The sequence below is a fragment of the Tahibacter sp. genome (assembly GCF_032229445.1).
Lineage (GTDB): Bacteria > Pseudomonadota > Gammaproteobacteria > Xanthomonadales > Rhodanobacteraceae > Tahibacter.
Genome location: NZ_JAVTWC010000104.1, coordinates 105,211 through 125,046, shown reverse-complemented (window position 1 = coordinate 125,046; position 19,836 = coordinate 105,211). Strand labels below are relative to the sequence as shown.

9 protein-coding genes are annotated in these 19,836 nt (G+C 67.1%); 3 read left to right on the top strand and 6 right to left on the bottom strand.

The genetic code is table 11. The features are described 5' to 3' along the window. Positions 1-27: 27 nt before the first annotated feature. Positions 28-1,761 (bottom strand): M4 family metallopeptidase, encoded by a 1,734-nt coding sequence (locus RUU78_RS18855; RefSeq protein ID WP_313919096.1) that lies wholly within the window; start codon positions 1,759-1,761, stop codon positions 28-30. Between the two features lie 396 nt (positions 1,762-2,157). Here RUU78_RS18855 and metK point away from each other — a divergent pair, with 396 nt between their 5' ends. From metK to RUU78_RS18840, 3 genes are all read left to right on the top strand, one after another. Next, positions 2,158-3,357 carry a methionine adenosyltransferase gene (metK, locus tag RUU78_RS18850; protein WP_313919095.1) on the top strand — a complete coding sequence of 400 codons (1,200 nt, stop codon included), beginning with the start codon at positions 2,158-2,160 and terminating at the stop codon, positions 3,355-3,357. Between the two features lie 436 nt (positions 3,358-3,793). Then, a complete protein-coding gene (locus RUU78_RS18845) occupies positions 3,794-7,024 on the top strand; it encodes a hypothetical protein (protein WP_313919094.1) in 3,231 nt (1,076 codons plus the stop codon). A 187-nt stretch (positions 7,025-7,211) separates the two neighbouring features. Further along, positions 7,212-10,400 (top strand): hypothetical protein, encoded by a 3,189-nt coding sequence (locus RUU78_RS18840; RefSeq protein ID WP_313919093.1) that lies wholly within the window; start codon positions 7,212-7,214, stop codon positions 10,398-10,400. 105 nt (positions 10,401-10,505) lie between these two features. Here the strand turns inward: RUU78_RS18840 and RUU78_RS18835 are convergent, their stop codons facing one another. From RUU78_RS18835 to RUU78_RS18815, 5 genes are all read right to left on the bottom strand, one after another. After that, positions 10,506-15,575 carry a DNA repair ATPase gene (locus RUU78_RS18835; protein ID WP_313919091.1) on the bottom strand — a complete coding sequence of 1,690 codons (5,070 nt, stop codon included), beginning with the start codon at positions 15,573-15,575 and terminating at the stop codon, positions 10,506-10,508. Between the two features lie 402 nt (positions 15,576-15,977). After that, positions 15,978-18,032 (bottom strand): hypothetical protein, encoded by a 2,055-nt coding sequence (locus RUU78_RS18830; protein WP_313919089.1) that lies wholly within the window; start codon positions 18,030-18,032, stop codon positions 15,978-15,980. A gap of 150 nt (positions 18,033-18,182) precedes the next feature. Further along, positions 18,183-18,806 carry a hypothetical protein gene (locus tag RUU78_RS18825; RefSeq protein ID WP_313919087.1) on the bottom strand — a complete coding sequence of 208 codons (624 nt, stop codon included), beginning with the start codon at positions 18,804-18,806 and terminating at the stop codon, positions 18,183-18,185. Continuing rightward, positions 18,803-19,159 carry a hypothetical protein gene (locus RUU78_RS18820; RefSeq protein WP_313919086.1) on the bottom strand — a complete coding sequence of 119 codons (357 nt, stop codon included), beginning with the start codon at positions 19,157-19,159 and terminating at the stop codon, positions 18,803-18,805. Before RUU78_RS18820 ends, RUU78_RS18825 begins: the two co-directional genes overlap by 4 nt. Continuing rightward, positions 19,149-19,832: a hypothetical protein gene (locus tag RUU78_RS18815; RefSeq protein ID WP_313919084.1), complete on the bottom strand. Its 684-nt coding sequence runs from the start codon at positions 19,830-19,832 to the stop codon at positions 19,149-19,151. The genes RUU78_RS18820 and RUU78_RS18815 overlap by 11 nt, the downstream gene beginning before the upstream one ends. Positions 19,833-19,836 lie beyond the last annotated feature (4 nt).

Genomic DNA, 19,836 nt, shown 5'->3' with positions numbered 1-19,836 from the left:
CGGACAAGGGAGCCGTGCGCAGGCCGCCTACTGCGTGCTGTCGAAGCTATTGCGGAAAATCAGATCCGGCAGCGCCGGCACCGTGACTGCGTAGTTGCAACTGGTGTTGTACGCCTGGGCGATCGCAGCGACGTTGGCGCCCTGCGTGGCAGCGGCGTTGATCACGGCCTGCGCCGCGGCTTTCTGGTTGCTGGATCCGTTGGTCATCGAAAGACCGGCCAGGAAGGCCTTGTCCATCGCCACTCCGCCAATGGCATCGCGCGCGACGATATTGCACGAAGCCCAGTACTGGCCCTGCAGATGGATGCTCGAACCGAGGTTGCCGGGGTAGCTGTGGCCGATATGCCAGTTGGTCACGCGGCCGGCCCACAGGGTGGGGGCATGGCCGTCGAAGTTGAAGACCCAGTTGTAGGCCGCGTCCGCAGGCGTCCACTGATTCGGGAAATCGCGGCTGTAGGCCTGGGCGAGATAGTCGCCGACGCCCTCGGACAGTCCCTGCTGCTGCGACAGGCCGCCGTTGGTGACCCAGTCGTGGATGCCGTGGCCGAGTTCGTGGATGACCACGTCGGCATCCTGCGCATCATCCACGTCGCCTTCGCCGAATACGAGCTCGCCGGTTCCGCTGTTGTAATGCGAGTTGTCGGCACCGTCTTCGCCGTGGGCGTCGTAGCGCACGCCGCCGGGGTAGTGCCGCGTCGGCATCGCCGCGACGCCGAGCGTGAGGTTGACGTACCGCAGGAAGGCATCGACGTGGTAGTAGACATTGACCGCGTCGAAGGTCAGCGCCGAGCGCGTAACCGAGAAGTTGCCCGACGCCTGCACCGGGCAGGCCGCGTCATTCGGCGCTTCCCATTGCCAGCAGCTGGCGTAGGGGCCCGTCAGCGAATGCTGGCCGCCGGCCAGGGTGATGTCGCGCAGGGCGACGCTGAACAGTTGCGCAGTGAACTGCGGTGAATCAGCGTTGTTGTTGTCGGCATAGCCCGGATCGGTCGCCGCGGCGCGGGCCGAAGAAAGCGGGTCGGGCCTGAACACGGTGCCGGTGCCGTCGACGTTATAGGTCGTGCTGGCTGCGCGCAGGACGCTGCCGTCATGCGCATCGACGAGGATGTCCCAACCGCCGGTGCCGACATCGCTGCTCGTGATGCGCGCACGCCAGACCAGATGGGTCCTGCCGTCGGCCACATGCACGTTGAGTTCGGTGGACTGCGCGCGCAGCGGCTGACCGCCGAGATAGGCCGCCGCGAGGTCGACCGCCGTGGCCGCCTGTAGCGTCGGCGTCGCATCGATGTCGGCGATCCCGCTGACGGCATCGTTGGCGACGAAGATCACTCGGCCGTCGGCAGCGGTGGAAACGACGATGTCGCTGCCATAAACCGGCAAGCCCTGGGCCTGCTGCTGTACGCGCACCACGCCTATGCCGCCATCGATGCGTTCCGAAGCGACGCGAAGCCCAGCCACGGCCGACGCATCCAGACCCAACTGCGCGCCGCGCGCCGCGAGATATTCCAGCGCCATCGCATGCGGCGACCCGACGCGCGCGGTGAAGTCCGGCGTGTACAGCGTGGCGGGAATGCCGTCGGGCCGGTACTGGCCGTCAACGGCCTCGAACAGCGCCGGCTGGGCCTGCGCCCGCGCGAAGCGGCTGCGCAGCGATTCCCGCTGGGTGACGGTTTCCGGCGCGAGCGCGCTGGCGCCGGTCGTCATTGCCGCCATCACGAGGGCCGCGACGGCAGTGGCGAGGTTGAGCCTGTTTTGCGACATGGGGTTCTCCGAGGGAAGCTCGCCGGATCGGGCGCGTGGGGAACCCACAAGCTAGCCACCTTCGTGGCGAAGACGGCTTGAACAATTGTGACAAAACACCACCCAGGACCCTGGGCGCTTTCGTATCGGCTTCACGACCCAGGAATCGCACGACTGGAGAATGATCCGCAGGCCTATTCAACTCGCGCGCGGCGGTTGCCCTGCCCGCGGGCAGGACCACTGCCGGGGAAATCGATCCTGTCGTCGCGCGCCGATGCGGTTCGCACGCCGGAAAACCGGGCCTCGGCCGCGGCCCATACCGGAACGCCGGGGACAGATGCAATATCCCCCGTCAGCCGCTATGATTCGCGGCCGATTTTTTTCCATCCCTTTATCCGAATTGAAGGATATACCGCGATGAGCAGCTACCTGTTCACCTCCGAATCCGTGTCCGAAGGCCATCCGGACAAGGTCGCCGACCAGATCTCCGACGCCGTCCTCGACGCGATCCTGCTGCAGGACAAGCGCGCCCGCGTGGCCTGCGAGACCATGGTCAAGACCGGTGTGGCCATCGTCGCCGGCGAAATCACGACCTCAGCCTGGATCGACCTCGAAGCGCTGACGCGCAAGGTCATCGTCGACATCGGCTACGACTCGTCCGAAGTCGGCTTCGACGGCGCGACCTGCGGCATCCTGAACCTGATCGGCAAGCAGTCGCCGGACATCAACCAGGGCGTGGACCGCAAGAAGCCGGAAGAACAGGGCGCCGGCGACCAGGGCCTGATGTTCGGCTACGCGACGAACGAAACCAAAGACATGATGCCGGCGGCGATCTACTACTCGCACCGCCTCGTCGAGCAGCAGGCCAAGGTGCGCAAGCAGAAGAAGTCGCCGCTGCCGTGGCTGCGTCCGGACGCGAAGAGCCAGGTCACCCTGCGCTATGAAGACGGCAAGGCGGCTGCGATCGACGCCGTGGTGCTGTCGACCCAGCACGATCCGGGCGTCAAGCAGAAGGATCTGGTCGAGGCCGTGATGGAAACCATCATCAGGCCCGTGCTGCCGACCAAGTGGATCCACAAGGGCACCAAGTTCCACATCAACCCGACCGGCAAGTTCGTGATCGGCGGTCCGGTCGGCGACTGCGGCCTGACCGGCCGCAAGATCATCGTCGACACCTACGGCGGCTGGGCCCGCCACGGCGGCGGCGCGTTCTCGGGCAAGGATCCGTCCAAGGTCGACCGCTCGGCCGCCTATGCGGCGCGCTATGTGGCCAAGAACATCGTTGCGTCCGGCATTGCCGACCGCTGCGAGATCCAGGTCTCCTACGCGATCGGCGTGGCCGAGCCGACGTCGATCTCTGTGACCACGTTCGGCACCGGCAAGATCAGCGACGACAAGATCGAGAAACTGATCCGCAAGCATTTCGACCTGCGCCCGTACGGCATCATCAAGATGCTTGATCTGGTCCACCCGATGTACCAGCAGACCGCGAGCTACGGCCACTTCGGCCGCACACCGTACGAGGTCAAGCGTGACAACGGCGAGACCTACACCGCGTTCTCGTGGGAAAAGACCGACAAGGCCGAAGCGCTGCGCGCCGACGCCAAGCTGAAGTAAGCAAACCGCTTGCGATGTGTTGTTACCAAGGGCCGCCTCGCGCGGCCCTTGGCTTGAAAGTGGCAGCCGCCTCGCGCGGCCCTTGGCTTGAGTGCGGCAGCCGCCTCGCTTTCCAGCTCACCCGATCCAGACCGACGCATGCGCTCCAGCGGATCTGATCACTACGCCCGCGCTTTTGCGTTGTCAGTCCATGCGCGGCCAGAACGGACTGTCGGACCACGGCGCTGTCCACCGGGATCCGGGACAAACGACACGCGGGAGAACCGCCCCCACCGCGACAGGACTCTGCGACGCCGCCTTGCACGTGTCGCGTCCTGGGCCGGGATGCGCCGCGCGAATGGGGGGGTAGCACTCGGGATTACGTCTTACTAACACTGCGTCCGTCATACACCGCACCGTCTCCACCGCATCTGCTGCCACTGTCAGGGAACTCCGCATGAATCGTCCTCCGCGCCTCGCTTCCCGCCTCTCCGGCCGGATCACCGCCCTGCTGCTGTGCTGTGCCGCCGCACCCGCGGCGCTGGCCTTCAACTGGGACCAGGCCCTGCCGAGCGGCGGTAGCGCTGCGGCGCAGATATTCGATGTAGCGGCAGTGGCGGGGGCACGCTGGCTGTTGCTGCAACACGACGGGACGGTCGTGCTGCAGCGCGAGTCCTCCGGCCAGGCCACCTTCGCAACGACGACGTCCGCGACCGCGCGCCTGATCGCGATGCCCGACGGCGGCGTGCTGCTGGTCGAGACCGATCCGGGCCAGATGCGCCGCTTCGACGCCCAGGGCCAGTTTGTCTGGGAGCGCCGCGTTGCCCCGCTGTTCGTTCGCACCGATGCCACCGGCGGCAGCTGGATCGAGACGCTGGACGACATCCAGCGCATCGCCGCCGACGGCAGTCTGCGCGCGACCCTGACCCCCAACAGTTTCCCGGTCGTCCGCCGCACGGTCGGCGACGAAACGCCGGCGTTGCGCTTCCAGCGTCCGCAGCGCGCGGTCGATGCGCCCAGTGGTGACCTGCTTGTCGCCGGCCGCAACAGCGTCGTGTCGGAGCAGGGCCGCGCCCAGCTCGCACGCTTCGACCGCCGCGGCAGCCAGCGCTGGAACTGGACCGACAACAGTGCCCAGCCCGGCATCGAGTTCAGCGCCGTCGCCGTCGGCCCGAACGGCAGTAGCTGCGCCGCGGCGCGCCAGCCCGGCGGCAGCGGCGTCGTACGCCTGTGCCTGGATGCCGCCGGCCAGCAGCGCTGGCTGGTCACGCAGGAGCTCGGCCCGAACTCGGCGACGGCGGTCATCGCCGTCGGCAACGACGGCAGCCTGTACGCGCTGGATACCGTCAACCGCACCGGCGCACAGCTCGCCCGCGTCTCCGCCGGTGGCACGCCGCTGTGGACCCAGCCACTGCCGGCCGGCATCGGCGATGCCTGCGCGACGCCGGGTCCGGGCTGCTCGCTGCAGATCGAAGCGAACGGCGACGCCACCGTGCTGACCTCGGCACTGAGCGGCGCGGCCCAGCGCCTGCGCCTGCTGGGCTACAGCGCCGGCGGAACGCTTCGCTACGACCGAGAACTGCCGGTGTCCACCGTGGTCACGCTCGCCCGCGAGAACAACGGCCACTTCCTTGCCGTCGGCACGCGCGAAGCCGGCGTGCGCCGCCTGATCGAGCTTGACCCCCAGGGCCAGCTCATCGACGAGGACATCGACCTGCAGACGCCGCTGCGCGAGGAGACGCGCGCGCTCGCCGCCAACAGCAATGGCGATACCTTCATCGTCAGCGCCGCCGACGGCGCCGCGAGCTATCGCGTCAGGCGTGTGGGCGCCGACGGCAACGTGGCCTGGAACCTCGAATTCCCGGGCGCGTTCGATCTCGCCATGGCGACCGCCTCGCCCGATCGCGTCTGCATCGCCGAGATACAGGCGCTGCAGGGCGAGCCGGACAACCGCATCCGCTGCGTGGCCGCCGCCGACGGCAGCACGCTGTGGGCGCGCACGATCGAAGAACCGCTGAACTTCCGCGCGCGCAACCCGCTGCCGCCAAGCATGTTCCGCCTGCGCGCGGACAACGTGATGGTGCTGTCCTACCTCTATCACGGCGTGCAGCTGGTCAGCCCCGAAGGCACCTCGCTGCGCCACTACCCCACCGACGAGCGCACGCCGTTGGGCGATTTCAACAACACCGGCGATTCGGTCGTCGTCGAGCGCCTCGCCACGACACCGTCGAACAGCGACGCCGGCGAGCTCATTCAGCGCAGCGCTACCGGCCGCGTCGTCTACACGCTGGATCTCGTGGCGATCGGCATACAGCCGCAGCGGCTGCGCATAGACGACAGCGACAACGTCTATATCGTCGGCAAGGAAACCCAGTCCTCGTCAGACATGTTCGTCTGGATGCTCGACGGCAACGGCGCGGTGAGCTGGAAGCGCCCGCTGGAGAGCTTCGCCAATACGACGCCGTTCCTGTTCCTGACCGACGACGCGCTCGTGATCGAGCGTCGCTTCGGCACGCCGCCGGCCAGCGCGCGCGTCGCGATCGAAGTGCTGCGCCGCGACAGCGGCACCCGACGCTGGCGCAAGAACGTCGAAGGCGACCAGATCGATGTCGACGCGTCGACGCAGCGCGTCGTGCTGCTCGGCGCCGGCCAGGGACGCTGGGATGTGCACAGTTACAGTCTGGAAAATGGCGCCGAGCTGTCGGCCACGACCGTCGCCTGCCCGGCGCAGGACTGCCGCTTCGGCGGTGCCGCCGCGCAGGGCGGCGTCGCGCGCTTCGCCGCGCTCGATCGCGCCGCTGCGCGCAGCTACGTGCCCGGGCCGGACATCCGTGTTGACCAGACCGGCATCAATGGCGCCTGGGGTTCGTACTACGGCGAAGGCGAAGGCCTGCTGCTGGACTGGCTGCCGCAGGCGCGCCTGATCTTCATGCCCTGGTTCACGTACTCGCGCGACGGCGGCAACGAAACCGCGCAGCAGCGCTGGTATGTCGCGCAGGCGGCGAACGTGCCGGACGGCGCGCGCGTCGCGGACATCGAGATCTATCTCGTCACGGGCGGCGCCTTCGATTCGGCCCAGCCGCGCCTGACCACGCGCGTGGGCAGCGGCACGCTGCGCTTCAGCGACTGCGCCAACGGCCGCTTCAGCTACGTTTTCGATCCGAGCTACAACAGCGGCGCCACCGGCACCATCACGCTGTCGCGGCTATCACCGGCGACGCAGCCGTGCCGGCTCGCCGACGGCAGCGTGGAGCCGGCCTCCGGCGCACGCCCGACCAGCAAGGGCTTCGATCAGCGCCAGAGCGGTTCGTGGTACGAGCCGGCCACCGGTGGCCAGGGCATGCAGCTCACCGTGCAGCCCGACGGCGTGTTCTTCGCCGCGTGGTTCACCTACGACGTCGCCGGTGCCGTCGACGATAGCGGCAGGCAGCACTGGTTCACGCTGCAGGGCAATCTCGCCCAGGCGGTCAACGGCAAGATCGACCTCGTCATCGTGCAGACGGTCGGCGGCGCATTCGACCGCCGCGCGACGCGCAACCGCTATGTCGCAGGCCAGGCCACGCTGCAGATGAACGGCTGCGACCGCGCGACGCTGACCTACCGCTTCAACGACGACGAGCGCGTCGGCGCTTTCGCCGGCCGCACGGGCGATCTGGCGATGATCAAGGAAGGCGGTTGCGGGCCATAAGGCCAGCACACTCAATTCGATGCCGCCGTCACGATCGACGGCGGTCGCCCCGAGGTTCTGGCGAGAAGATTCCACCATGACTGTGCGCAACGCTACAGCTTTTTTGCTATTGCTTGCCGTGGCCGCACCTGCCTGGCCGTGGGATGGAGCGACCCTTTTCCCCCAAAGCGCTCGCTCGGAACAGATCGTGCTCAACGACTTGAAGCTGTCTGCCGACGGCAACGGCTGGGGCAAAACAGATAGTGGACGTCTGGTGCGCTTGAACGACGGCGAAGTGCATCACTTCGATTCAACTTCCGCATTTGGTGGGCGCCGCTACGCATCGTTGTGGGCACTCATGCCTGACGGCGGCGTCGTTGCCCAGATCAGCAGCAACGACGAATGCGCGCTCCATCGGTACTCGAAAACCGGTGCGATGCGTTGGCGCGGCGGCCCGTGCGGGATCGTCACCGCCGCAAGCGATGGCACGCTGTGGATTAGTGGATTCGATCCTTACGAAACTGGGACGCTCACACACCTCGATATCGATGGCCGCGTGATCGCGCTGGCAGACCCTTCGGTGCCGCCAGACCTAGTTGGCGAGTTCGCCTGGTCCCGCCGCCTGTTCGCTGGACCCGACGGTGGACTGCTGCATGTCGGCACCGTTCCCGCGGACGGGCCCGGCCTGAGGCATGCTGTGATTGTCGCCCTCGATCGCGACGGTCGGCGGCGCTGGCGCTGGCAGTCTGCGGAGTCGTGGGCCAACAGCGGTGGCGAGGTCCTCATCTTGGATGACGGCGACATTGTGCTGGCCGGAACCGCGCGTCACCCGGATTCGGGCACCCCCGTGGCACCGGTTGAATTGCAAGTCGCGCGCGTGTCTGCCGACGGCCAGCAGCGCTGGATCAAGCATTCGGTGGGACTTGTCAGCGGCGGCGCAGGTACCTTGTTCGGCCAGCGCGACGGCAGCATCCGCCTCCTGACGGGCGGTCCGACCTTCGGCGCGATGCCCACCCTCTGGAATCTGCGTGCAGACGGCAGCACGGCGTGGGACATATCGGTGCCCATGACCAGCATCGCGCAATTCGCCGAAACACCCGACGGCGATACGCTGCTCCTCGGCGAGAATACACAGTTGTCGAATGATCCGCGGCGTTTCCTGCGCATCGCGCCAGATGGGCAAGTGCGTATCGATCGCGGCGTCGCCAATGGCTATGCCCTCGGCATCAACAACGCGCTGTATCAGATCGGTCCGACGCCGCTCGGACCGGTTGCGCGGCTTACTGAAAACGGCGAGCGCGTCGCAACCGACTATTCCGGCGCAACACTGCCGACGGAAATGGATGTCGAGGACACCGCAACGGGTAACGACGGCAGTGAGTTCGTGCTGAGCGTCGACCGCACCGTGGGCAGCCGCCGCGCACCACATTTCACGACGAGCCGCGTCGCTCCGGACGGCACCATCGTCTGGCAGCGTGATCGCGACGCACGGCTCGATCACGGCGTGATCACCGCGAACGCCAGGCGTGTCTGTACGTTCACTCGACGCGACTACGACAACGGTCGCTATGGCGGTCACGCCGAATGCCTCGATGCAGCAACCGGAGCATTGATCTGGGAACGCGAAATCGTCGATCACATTGGCGACACCGTCGGCGCGGCACTGTCGCCCGGCAGCGATACGCTGCTGGTTGGCCACTGCCTTGGCGGGAGCATAGGCCACACCATCGAACTGCTCTCTGCTGAGGGCCGCTCACTGCGCCAGACCTACGGAGGCGAATACCCGGTGCGCATGAGCGCCAGCCCTTCCGGCGATCTGGCGCTGGTTTTCTCAAATTCAGACCAGGGAACTGCGGCCGCCAGTGTGTACGGGCCGGATGCGCAACTTCGATATGGCGTCGATGGAAACGTCACCGGTCTGTTGCGCCCGGCCGCCGCCGTTGCCATCAGCGGCAACGGCTCCATAGCCCTGTTCGGCACGCCCGTTGATGCGCCATCGGGGACGAACGTCGTAACGCGTTCGGTGTATTTCACCGACCCGGTCCGTGCGCGCAGCTGGGTCAAGCGCTTGCCACCATTGCAGGAAAATGGCGAAAACGCGCAACTGTCGATCACCGACAGCACGGTCTATGTGGCGCAGCGCCACTCATCCGGCTTCGATCTGTCTGCACAAGGGGCACGCAGCCGCGCGACGCGGCTCTATCAACTCTCGCAGGTCGACGGCAGCCTGCGCTGGCAGGCCGAATCCGAGAATCTGGGCACGGCGAGCCACACCATGGCACCGAGCGCCGACGGCCTGCGCCTCGTCAGCGTCCATGGCGCGCGTACCCGACTCCATGTCGAGCACTACGACAGCCGCGACGGCGCCCGCCTCGCCGAAAGCTGGCAGCACTGCATCGTGCGCGAATGCGATCCGGTGAAACTCGTCAATGGCAGTGATGGCGTCTCGCGCCTCGTCATACGTGCGCAGATGCCCGACAGTGGCACCAACGCAGCAATATTCCGGCAACGCGGCTTCGATGCGCCGGGCGTTCCCACGCGCCTCGACCAACCCGGCATCGCCGGAGCCTGGTGGTCACCCTATGCCAACGGCGAAGGCATCACCTTCGACTGGCTGCCCGCGTCGCGCACGCTGTTCGGCGCCTGGTTCACTTATTCCACGAGCGGCGGCAACGAGCCATCCGAATTGCGCTGGTACACGCTGCAAGCCAACGCCATCGCCATCGGCACGCGCCGGCTCGAACTGCCGATCCTCGAAACCACCGGCGGCAACTTCGATGCCGACCCGACTGTCGCGCCGAGGCGTGTCGGCACGGCGCAGGTCGAGTTCTACGATTGCAGCCGCGGAAACCTCCACTATGCGTTCGATGCGGCGGTCAACGATGGCCGCAGCGGCACGATCACGCTGTCGCGCCTGTCGCCAGCAACGCAACCCTGCGTACTCGCCGACGGCGGCACGGTGCCCGGTGTCGGCGCGCAGCCGCCAGCGAACGGTTTCGACGCGAAGCTCTCCGGTACCTGGTTCGACGAAGCCACCGCCGGTCAGGGTTTGCAGCTCACGGTGCAGCCCAACGGCGTGTTCTTTGCGCCGTGGTTTACCTTCGACCCGGCTGACGCCGGCAACGATGCGGGGCGGCAACACTGGTTCACGCTGCAGGGCAATCTCGCCGAAGCGCGCGACGGCGTGGCCAATCTGATTCTCGTGCAGACCATCGGCGGGACTTTCGACCGCGTACCGACCTACAATGCGAGCGCGATCGGCACGGCGACGCTGCGCGTGCAGAATTGCGACCGCGCTGAACTCGACTATCATTTCGCCGACGAATCGGTTGCCGGCGCTTTCCGCGCTCGCAGCGGGATGCTGCGACTCACGCGCGCCGGCGGCTGCGCGCCATAGTCGCGATGCCGCTCCTCTGTCTCACAAGTCGGGCGTGCAGCAGCAGTCCGGATCGGACCTTCCTGCGTCGTCCGTTCCGACGCAGGCGATCCGCCGCCCTTTCCATCAGGTCTTGCCGCTACGCTTGATCAGCGAATCGATGCCCGTGCGCAAATGGCGCACCTGGTCCCACATGTCGTGGTCGAGCGTCATCTTGTGGTGCAGCGCCGACACGAGCGGCACGAGCGTTTCCTCGTACGCGCGCGCCATCTTCGCCAGCGCGTCGGCGAGTGCCGGCGGCGCTTCCAGTCGCGGCTCGCGCTGCAGCGCGGTGTGGATGTCGGCAAGGCTCTTCAGAGCGCCCAGCGTCTCGCCGAGGACTTCACTGCTGCGGCCCTGCTTTTCGAGCTGCAGCGCGATGTCAGACAAGGTCTGCGCCATGCGCGTGGCACCGTCGGCGTCCTTGCCGCCCTGGCGCGCGAGGCGGCGGAAATTCTCCACGAGTTCCTTCCAGCGCGCGGTCTCCTCCGCGTTCGGCGCCCCGAGGAGCTGGGCCAGGCGCAGCAGGTTTTCCTCCGCGCGCGCGCCGAGCGTCTGCGCTTCGCCGCGGTAGTGGTCGCGGATCAGTGCGTCGAGTTCGTGCGGCGTCAGCAGTGGGCTCAGCTGCGCGCTGAGCTTGCTCATGTTGCGGTAGCTGCCCTGCAGCTTGAACGCCGGCTCGGTGCGGTAGGCATCGTCCTGTGCGGCACTTTCCACATAGGCCGCGTTGACCCGCATCAGCACGTCGCGCACCGCGACCATGCGCTTGACCAGTTCCAGTGCCTGCGCGCCGCCGGGCAGTTCGCCCGGCAGCGAGCTGTCGTCGCGCGCGGCGCGCAGCGCGGCGAGGATCTCGCTGCGCGGCCGCTCGGCCAGCGGCGCGCTCAACGCGTTGGCGGTCAGCGCGTTCTCGACATAACTGTCGGCGAACAGCGCTTCGCGGCCGCTGAGCACGTCGCCAAGGTTGTAGACGTCGGCACGGTTGGCGAGCATGTCGGGAATGCGGAACACTTCGCCGGATTCGGTATACGGATTGCCGGCCATGACCAGCGCGAAGCGCTTGCCGCGCAGGTCCAGCGTGCGCGCCTCGCCGTCGATGACAGCGTCGATGCGCCGCGTGCCGTCGGCGAGAGAAATGAATTTCTGCAGGAACTCGGCCGACAGGTGCTGGATGTCGTCGAGATAGAGCATCACGTTGACGCCCATGGCCAAGCCGAGATTGAGCTTGACCAGTTCCTCCGCGGCGCCGCGCTGCGGCACCGCGGCCGGATCGAGCGCGACGATGTCGTGGCCCAGCGTCGGCCCGTTCACGCGCACGAAGATCATGCCGAGGCGGTCGGCGATGTATTCCATCAGCGTGGTCTTGCCATAGCCTGGCGGCGAGATCAGCAGCAGCAGGCCGGAGCGGTCGCTGCGCGCATCGCCTACGCTGCCGATCTGCTTGGCCAGATTGTTGCCGATCAGCGGCAGGTAGACCTCGTCGATCAGGCGGTTGCGCACGAAGCCGGCCATGGGCTTGGCCTGGAAGCGGTCGAGGCCGAGCCGCCGGCGCTCGCCCTCGACGATACCGTGGCGCAGCTTTCCGAACGCGTGCCAGTCGCGCTCGGTGGTTTCCGCATACGTCGTGAGGCGGGCGATGAATTCCGGCAGGTCGAGCGCGAGCACGCCGTCGCGCACACGCGGGTGCGCGCCGCGCAGTCCGGCGATATCGGCGCGCAGCGGCGCGCTGATGCGCTCGCGCGGCAGTCCGGCGAACGCGAGCAGCGCGCCGGCTTCGAGCGCCGTGTCGGCGTCGGCGGCTCCGAGACGCTGGCACCATTCGCGCGCGAGATGAAGCCGCTCGCTCGCGCTGAGATCGGACTGCAGCGCGGCCAGCGTCGTGCGCGGCAATTCGGCCGCAGCACGCTGGCTGAGATCCGACGCCGCCGCACTCGCGACGAAACGGGCGTGGTCGCCGCCGAGGCTTGCGACGAGGTGACGCGCGGCCGCATCGATCGCGCCGGCCCCCATTGCCAGGCCGAGCTGCTGCGCGCACGTCTGCAGGCTGCTGAGCCACGAGGCTGGCAGCGGCACGCTTTCCTGCCGCTGCACGAACCAGTGCAGGCCGGCCGCATGCGCACGCACCAGGGCCTGACCCTGCTCGCGTTGGGTCGCGTACCAGACCTGGGCGAGCACGCGTGCCGCCGCGGGCAGACGCAGCTCGCCCGCGCCGTCGGCCAGATGCACGAGTTCGCGCAGGATCGCGGCCGCGTCAGCGTCATGCACGCCGCGCTGGTAGTCCTCGCCCGGACGACGCTGGGCTTCCTGCGCGACCATGTCGAGCAATGGCTGGGGATCGGCCGCACGTAAGGCGTTGCGTAGATCTTCGTCGCCGCCTTCGATGCGCCGCCACAGCAGTGCGGCAAGGAATTCGGCGCGATATACCTGCGCATTCTCGTTCGGCAGCGCTTGGCCCCAGACCGCGCGGAACGCCTCGGCGCGCGGCTCGTCGAGACGGCGGCGATAGTCGGTGCCGGTCAGCTGCAGGGCGAGGCCGTCCGCGTCGTGCAGCAGCGCGAGATCCAGGCGGCCGCGCTCGATCGTGAACCGATGCCGTCCCAGCGCGAGCGTTTCGCCGCTCGCGCCCAGTTCGTTGCGGTCGCGCAGGTCGCGCAGGCCGGCTTCCTTGAGTCCACGCAAGCGGCCGGCGAGTTCATCCGCGGCGACGGCCTGGCCGATGCCGCGCAATTCCTCGATCTGGCGCTGCGCGCGTTCCACCAGGCTGTCGCCGGCAAAGAACGCGTGCAGTTCCTCGGCGGCGGCAATGCGTGCAACGCGACGCGGCACACCATCGAGCACGCGCGCGACGGCTTCCTTGATGCCTTGCGCGCGGCGCTCGCGCTGCCCGGCGATCTGCTCGCGCCGCGCGGCGAACGCCTCCAGCGCGGTTTCGCGGCGCGAGGTCAGCTCGACGACGAAGTCGGGCTGCTCGCCGAAACGCGCTTCGAGCTGCTCGATCTGGCTGAGCACCTGGGCTAGCGCCGCATCTACGCTTTCCGGCGTATCGCAACGGCCGAGCAGGTTCAGCACCGATTGTTCCAGCACGGTGAGCTGCGCGCCGAATTCGAGTCCCTGCTCCTGCACAAGCAGGCTGTCGCGGCGCGTGCGCAGTGCCGCGCGGATCCGGTTGACCTCGGCGTAGAGCTGCGAGGTCTGGCCAAGCAGCGCCGCACGCTGCTGCGCGTCGCTTTGCTCGAAGCCGGCAATCAGGCCGGACAGGCCATCGAGCGATTCGGCCAGCACATCGAGCTTCTCGGCGACCGGCGCCAGCGCAACTGTCGTGCGCGCCTGCTCCACCGCCGCGCCGCTGTCGGCGAGCCCCTGGCGCAGACTCGCGAACGCGGCCGGCTCGGCGAAGAACTTCAGCGCGCGCGTGCCGATACGATCCAGTTCCTCACGCAACTTCGCATCGAGCGCCGCGATCGCCGCGACGTCGACGTGCGGCTGCTCAGCCATCACGGTGAGTTCGCCGCGCTTGCGCTTGAGCAGACGGATCGCGTCGGTGAAATCGTCGGGCTTCTGCCACAGCAGGCTCGCGACACGCGACAGCAGTTCGTTGACACCGCGGCCCGCGTCAACGACGAGCTGCGCCGCCTCGCTCTGCGCGCGCTCGAGCTTTTCGTAGGCATTCAGCGCCTCGCGTCCGCTGCGCGCGAGCAGCGCGACTTCGCTGCCGACGTCGCCGATCTCCGCTTCGGCCAGCCACGGATACGCGTCGCTGCAGCGCGCGGCCACGCGCAGCAGGCGCTCGTAGGCGCCGCGGCTGCCAACGTCTTCGGCGAGACGGCGCAGCTCGCGCAGTTCGGCCAGCGCGCGCACCACGCTCGCGTTGCCCAGGCGTCCGAGCAGGCCCGCGACGCGCGGCTGCGCACTGGCGTATTCCTCGAACGCGAACGGCGTGCGCCACAGCTGCATGGTGTGCAGGCGTGACGCCTGCTCAGGCGCCTCGGGCGTGATCAGGACGATGCGCCCGTCGACGAAGCGCGCATAGCCGTTGCCAAGCAGCGGCTGGCTCATGCTGCGCTCGATGAGGTTGTAGGACAGCAGCGCGTAGGTGCCGGCGACCGGCTCGTGGAACACGTACAGCATGTCCTCGCCGCTGGGCGCACGCAGGTGTCGCTTGATGCGGTAGGCGGAAAAATCGTGGCCCAGGTCGGAAAAGCGCTTGTAGTCTCCGGACTCCAGATAACACCCGCCCGGAAACACCAGGCCGTGGTCTTCCGGCAGCTGCATGCAGGACGCGCCGATCTCGTCGATGCGCACGGCGATCTTGAGGCGCTTGTTGAACACCAGATAGCGCACCGTGTCTTCGCGGTACGGCTTGACGCGCAGCAGGATCACGCCGCGCAGGTCGGCGTAGGCGATCTCCGCATCCGCGAGCGACTGGTTCCTGTCCTCGACCGGCTCGCTGAAGACGCCGAGCCCGGTCTCGGTGTTGTTTTCGACCTTGATCGTCAGGTCGCCGCCGAGGGTCTCGACGAAGACCGTATCGAGCACGTTGACGTGCGGATGGCGGCCCAGCACGTAGTTCTCGCGCGTGACCGGGGTCCATTCGAAATCATGACTGGGCGGCAGCACATGATCGCGCTCGCCACGGTTGTCGATGTAGCTGATCGCGCCGTCGTGCCCGATCGTGAAGCGGAACACGCGCTTGTCGCCGGCCTGCGAGCCGGTGCGGAACACCAGCAGCAGGCGCTCATCGAGCACGCGCAGCTGGTCCAGCGTGGTCGCGCGGTAGTAGGTGAACAGCTCGCGGAAATCGGCGACGAAACGCGGATCGGCGAGGAAGCTGCCGTCCAGCGGCAGCGGCTTGAGTTCCGGCGTTTCACCGCTCTCGTCGAGCGCATAGAGGCAGAACACGTCGGCGACGACGGTTTCCTTCTTCAGCCCGATGAAGACGTTGTAGCCGAACAGCAGCCGATCGCCGACGCGCACGATGTCGCGCGCCACGCAATTGTGCTCGGTGCGCGCATTGAGCCGCGCCAGCAGCCTGGACTCGACGCGCCCGAAGGCCTCGACGCGACGCGCGTTGAGCGCCTCGGCCTTGCCGTGCAGCGTTTCTGCGGCGGCAACGAGGCGTTTGCGCAGGAGTTCGAATGTTGCGGAATCAGAGGACATGGTCACGCCTTCAGGGGTAACGACGGGCTGATGCTTCTGCGCGGTATGACAGAACCGCGCGACACACCATCCCCACCCAGCCCTCCCCGTGAAGGGGAGGGCCAAAATCGCCGTTCAGCGAAAACTTCGTTCATCGCGCAAACGCTGAAATATCTAGCTGCAGCCGTCGTTCACCAGTCCCGGTAGACCGAACGCCGCTTGTCCTGGATCGGGAGTGAGGAAACTCGGCCGGTCGGCATTTACGTAGCGACATCGTGGAAACCCTCCTCTTCAAGGGGGTGAAGGGCGATGGTTCAGAACCGAAGGCTCTCATCGTCCTGAACGCCCAACGGGCCGGAGGGTTGGGTGGGGATGGTGCCAAGCGAGCCGCGCGAGCAAGGCAATGCAGAACGTCGTGACGCTTCACACCCCATCACTGCTCAACCGCTTCAGCGTCTCCACGTCACTGAGCCGCCCCGATGCGGTGAGCTTCTGCATCAACCCGGCGATCGACAGGTCGCGCACCGCTTCCGCACCGCCGAGCGCGGCGATCAGTTCGCGTGCATCGGCGATGAGGTCGCGCTTGCCGGACTTGTGGTCGGCGAAGGCCTGACTCAGCAGCTCGCTCTTGTCGACCGTGCCGTCGATGCCCTTGCCGATGCTCAGGCTGCGCATGAAGCGCTCGAAGTATTCGCCGTCACCACCGACGATCTCGATCTTGGCCGCGCCGAGTGCCTTGGACAGCACTTCAGCCTGCTCTCGCGCGATGGACTGGTTGGCTTCGATGCTCTTGAGGCGCTGCGCATGCGTGTTGTCGAGCTGCATGCGCTGTTCTTCGTGCGCACGCGTTTCGGGGCTCATCGCCTGCATCGCCTCGAACTTTTCCTTGAGGCCGCCGGCTTCGGCCGCAAAGCGCGCCGCAATCGCATGCGCCTCGGCGTCGCCATGCTTGTGCTTGCCGATAGCTTCGGCTTCGAGCCGCAGACGCAGCGAATCAGCCGTCGCGGCCCCGGTCTTCGCGATCGCCTCGGCGTCCGCCAGCTTGACCTTGGCCGAGACCAGGCCTTCCTTCTCGCTGGCGTCGGCCCTGGCCATCGCCACGCGTGCTTCGGCCAGGCCCGACGCCGCCGCGATCGCCTCGATGCCCTCGGCCTCGCGCTTGCGGCCCTCCGCCGACTTGCTCGCGATGGCCAGGCGCGCATCGGCCATGGTGAGCTCCTCCGCCGCCTTGTGCTTGGCACGCTGCTCGTCGGCCAACGCGACCTTCACGTCAGTGATGTATTTCTCTTCGGCCTGGCCTTCGGCCAGCACGATGGTGCTCTTCTTGGTGCGTTCGGCTTCCGAAAGCGCGCGCAGGTTCTTGATCTCCTCTTCCTGCTCGGCCACGGTGCGCTCGACCACGATGCGTTCGCGGATCACGTCGGCGATGGCCTTCTTCTGTATTTCGACGGCCTTCTCCTTCTCGATGCGCTGCAGCGTCACTTCGCGCTCGCGATCGACGATTTCGAGGTCGCGCGCACGCGTGACCTTTTCTTCTTCGATCGCAACCGCGCGCTGCCGGTTCTTCTCGGCGACTTCGGTCTCGCGCTTCATGTTCTCGGTCTGCACCGCGATCTGCTGGTCGGCGAGCAGACGCGCGCCCTCGGACTTTGCGCGCTCCTCGGCGCTGACCTTGGCTGCCTCGGCTTCCTCACGTGACCGCGTGATCGCGATCTCGCGCAACTGGTTGGCTTCGGCATGCGCCTTCTGCCGTTCCAGCTCGAGCACCGCCTCGGCGGTTTCGACGTCCTTTTTCTTGATGCGCATTTCCTCGTTGCGGCGCAGCTCATTGGTGAAGATGTTCTGCTCGGCAGTCAGCTCGGTGATCTTGCGGATGCCCTGGGCGTCGAGGATGTTGTGCGGATCGAGCTTCTCCAGAGGTGTCTGTTCAAGGTAGTCGATCGCCGCGTCCTCGAGCACGTAGCCCGACAGTTCGTCGCCTATCTGGCGCACGATCTGGTCGCGGAAGCGGTCGCGTGCTTCGTAGAGGTCGACGAAATCCATCGCCTTACCGACGGTCTTGAGCGCCTCGGAGAACTTCGCGCTGAACAGGTCTTCCAGCGTGGCCTGGTTGCTGGCGCGTTCGCAGCCGATGCCCTGGGCCACACGCAGCACGTCCTCGCGCGTCTTGTTCACGCGCACGAAGAACTTGACCTTGATGTCGGCGCGCATGTTGTCCTTGCAGATCAGGCCTTCCTTGCCCATGCGCTCGATCTCGATGGTCTTGAGCGAGATGTCCATCACTTCGCGCCGGTGCAGGATCGGGATCACCAGCCGGCCGGTGAAGGTGACTTCGGGTTCGGCGCGCATCGTGTTGACGATCATCGCGCGGCCCTGATCCACCTTCTGGTAGAACTTGGCCACGAGGGCCATGAAGCCGAGCAGGAACACGACCAGAATGCCGACCGCGGCAAGCAGCGTGGTGAAAGCGATGTCCATGGTGAAGCTCCGGCTGAAAGTTGGAAACGTGTACTACGTTCCGGCCTGCAGGCACCCGTAGAGGCACAAGCCGCCAGTCCCCTCGACCCTGTCCTTCCCCCGGAACGGGCCCTCCGCATTGAAAACGTCCGCCGGGGCGGCCTCGAACAGCTACAACGGTTCGAACTCGGCAACGAGGTACCGTTTGCGTCGCGCGTCGAACTCGAGCACGACAGCTTGCGAATCACGGCTCAGACCATTGGGCTCGGCCGCATAGACCTGCAGGGTCAGACGCGTGCCGCCGCCCATCGCGACCTCGGCCTGGCCGAAGTTGTCTTCGACGCTCAGAGTCAGGATGCGGCAACGCCGGCCTATCGCCGATTCGCGCGCGACGTTCTCATTCACGGCAAACACCGGCTTGAGAGGCCGCAACGAAACCGATGCCAGCAGTACGGCGGCGACCAGCGCGGCGAGCAGCACGAGCGTGCCGCCAAGCCACAGCGGCAGTGGCAGCAGCGGCAGCAGCAGTGCCGTGGCGAGCATGGTGATCAGCCACCAGAAGAACGCGACGCCGCTGATGACGATCGAGAATGGCAGCCGGTCCAGCCCCAGCGCGAGCAGCATTTCCGGCAGGCCGCTGACGTCGGCGTCGTCGCCGCCACCGAGCCAGTCCGGGCCGATGCTGTCGAGATCGAGCAGGCCGGCGATGGTCAGCAGCCAGAACACCAGCAGCACACCGATCAGGATGCTCGGTAGCAGGCCGGGGAAGTGAGTGACGAGATCGAGGAAACTCACGGCTTGACACTCCTTTTGCCGGATCGGGACTTGCGCTGCTTTTCGGCGAAGGCGACCAGAGCGGCGCCGACACGTTCCTTGATCGCCAGATGGTTGTCGTGGTCGAGGCTATAGCGTGCGCCGAGCAACCGATAGTCCTCTTCGCTCAGGCTCACGGTCAGACGCGGCCGCTTGGTCTGGCGCAGCAGCGGCAGGCCGAGCACGACGCGCACCTGATCCGAATTGGACAGATTCGCTTCGTAGGCGGCCGTACGTATCGCCTGCAGCACCGCTTCGGAAACGTCGAAAGCCACCTGGACCGCTCGCAGCGCGGGCTGCGACGAACGCCAGCTGCTCGGCAGTTCAGTCTTCATGCGTGTCCTGCCTGCGCCGCTGCGGCAGCTGCTGCAGCGCATCGATCACGCGGCCGGCACGCGCGCGGCGGAATCCGGGCGTAACGTCCGCGCCCGATTTGTCCGCGGGCTCTGACGCCTTCTGTCCGGTTTTTTTTGCCGGCTTCCGCGCTTTGGTCTTCTGTGCGCTTTTCCGGTCTGTTTTCTTGCTGACCTGTGCCGCGGGTGCCGCCGGCGTGCGGCGGCGCGGCGCTTGCGGCAGCGCGGACACCGCCTGGGTCGCCTGGCCTATCGCACTCGCGGCACGCGCCATCGACAGGTCATGGTCGAGTTCACGCAACTGCCGGTTGACCTGGTCGTGCAGCAGATCGAGCTGAGCGAGATGCGACTGGAAGCTGCCGGCGAGATCACTGTCGCGGGCGATCGCGCGGGCGAGTTCGATCAGCCGCTCGCGATAGCGCGGATGTGGCTGCGGTGCGCGCGTCAGCGCCTCGAGCTTGAGTTGCGCCCGGCCGAGGCGGCGCCGCACCACATCGGCGCGTGCGCGCGCGTCGGCGAGTTCGCGCGCGGTCTGTTGCAGCAGCACCTGTGCCTGCCGCAACGGCTTGGGGGCGGCCAGCGCATCGTTGTCCGACCCGGGCCGGCTACCCAGCTCCTGTTTCAGCATGTCGCGGATGTCATCCCACCAGGCCATCGCG

What these genes read in the sequence shown, in the direction of transcription:
- RUU78_RS18855 (WP_313919096.1), bottom strand. Translation starts at nt 1,761, where the DNA reads ATGTCGCAAAACAGGCTCAACCTCGCCACTGCCGTCGCGGCCCTCGTG.
- RUU78_RS18835 (WP_313919091.1), bottom strand. Translation starts at nt 15,575, where the DNA reads ATGTCCTCTGATTCCGCAACATTCGAACTCCTGCGCAAACGCCTCGTT.
- RUU78_RS18815 (WP_313919084.1), bottom strand. Translation starts at nt 19,832, where the DNA reads ATGGCCTGGTGGGATGACATCCGCGACATGCTGAAACAGGAGCTGGGT.
- RUU78_RS18830 (WP_313919089.1), bottom strand. Translation starts at nt 18,032, where the DNA reads ATGGACATCGCTTTCACCACGCTGCTTGCCGCGGTCGGCATTCTGGTC.
- metK (WP_313919095.1), top strand. Translation starts at nt 2,158, where the DNA reads ATGAGCAGCTACCTGTTCACCTCCGAATCCGTGTCCGAAGGCCATCCG.
- RUU78_RS18820 (WP_313919086.1), bottom strand. Translation starts at nt 19,159, where the DNA reads ATGAAGACTGAACTGCCGAGCAGCTGGCGTTCGTCGCAGCCCGCGCTG.
- RUU78_RS18845 (WP_313919094.1), top strand. Translation starts at nt 3,794, where the DNA reads ATGAATCGTCCTCCGCGCCTCGCTTCCCGCCTCTCCGGCCGGATCACC.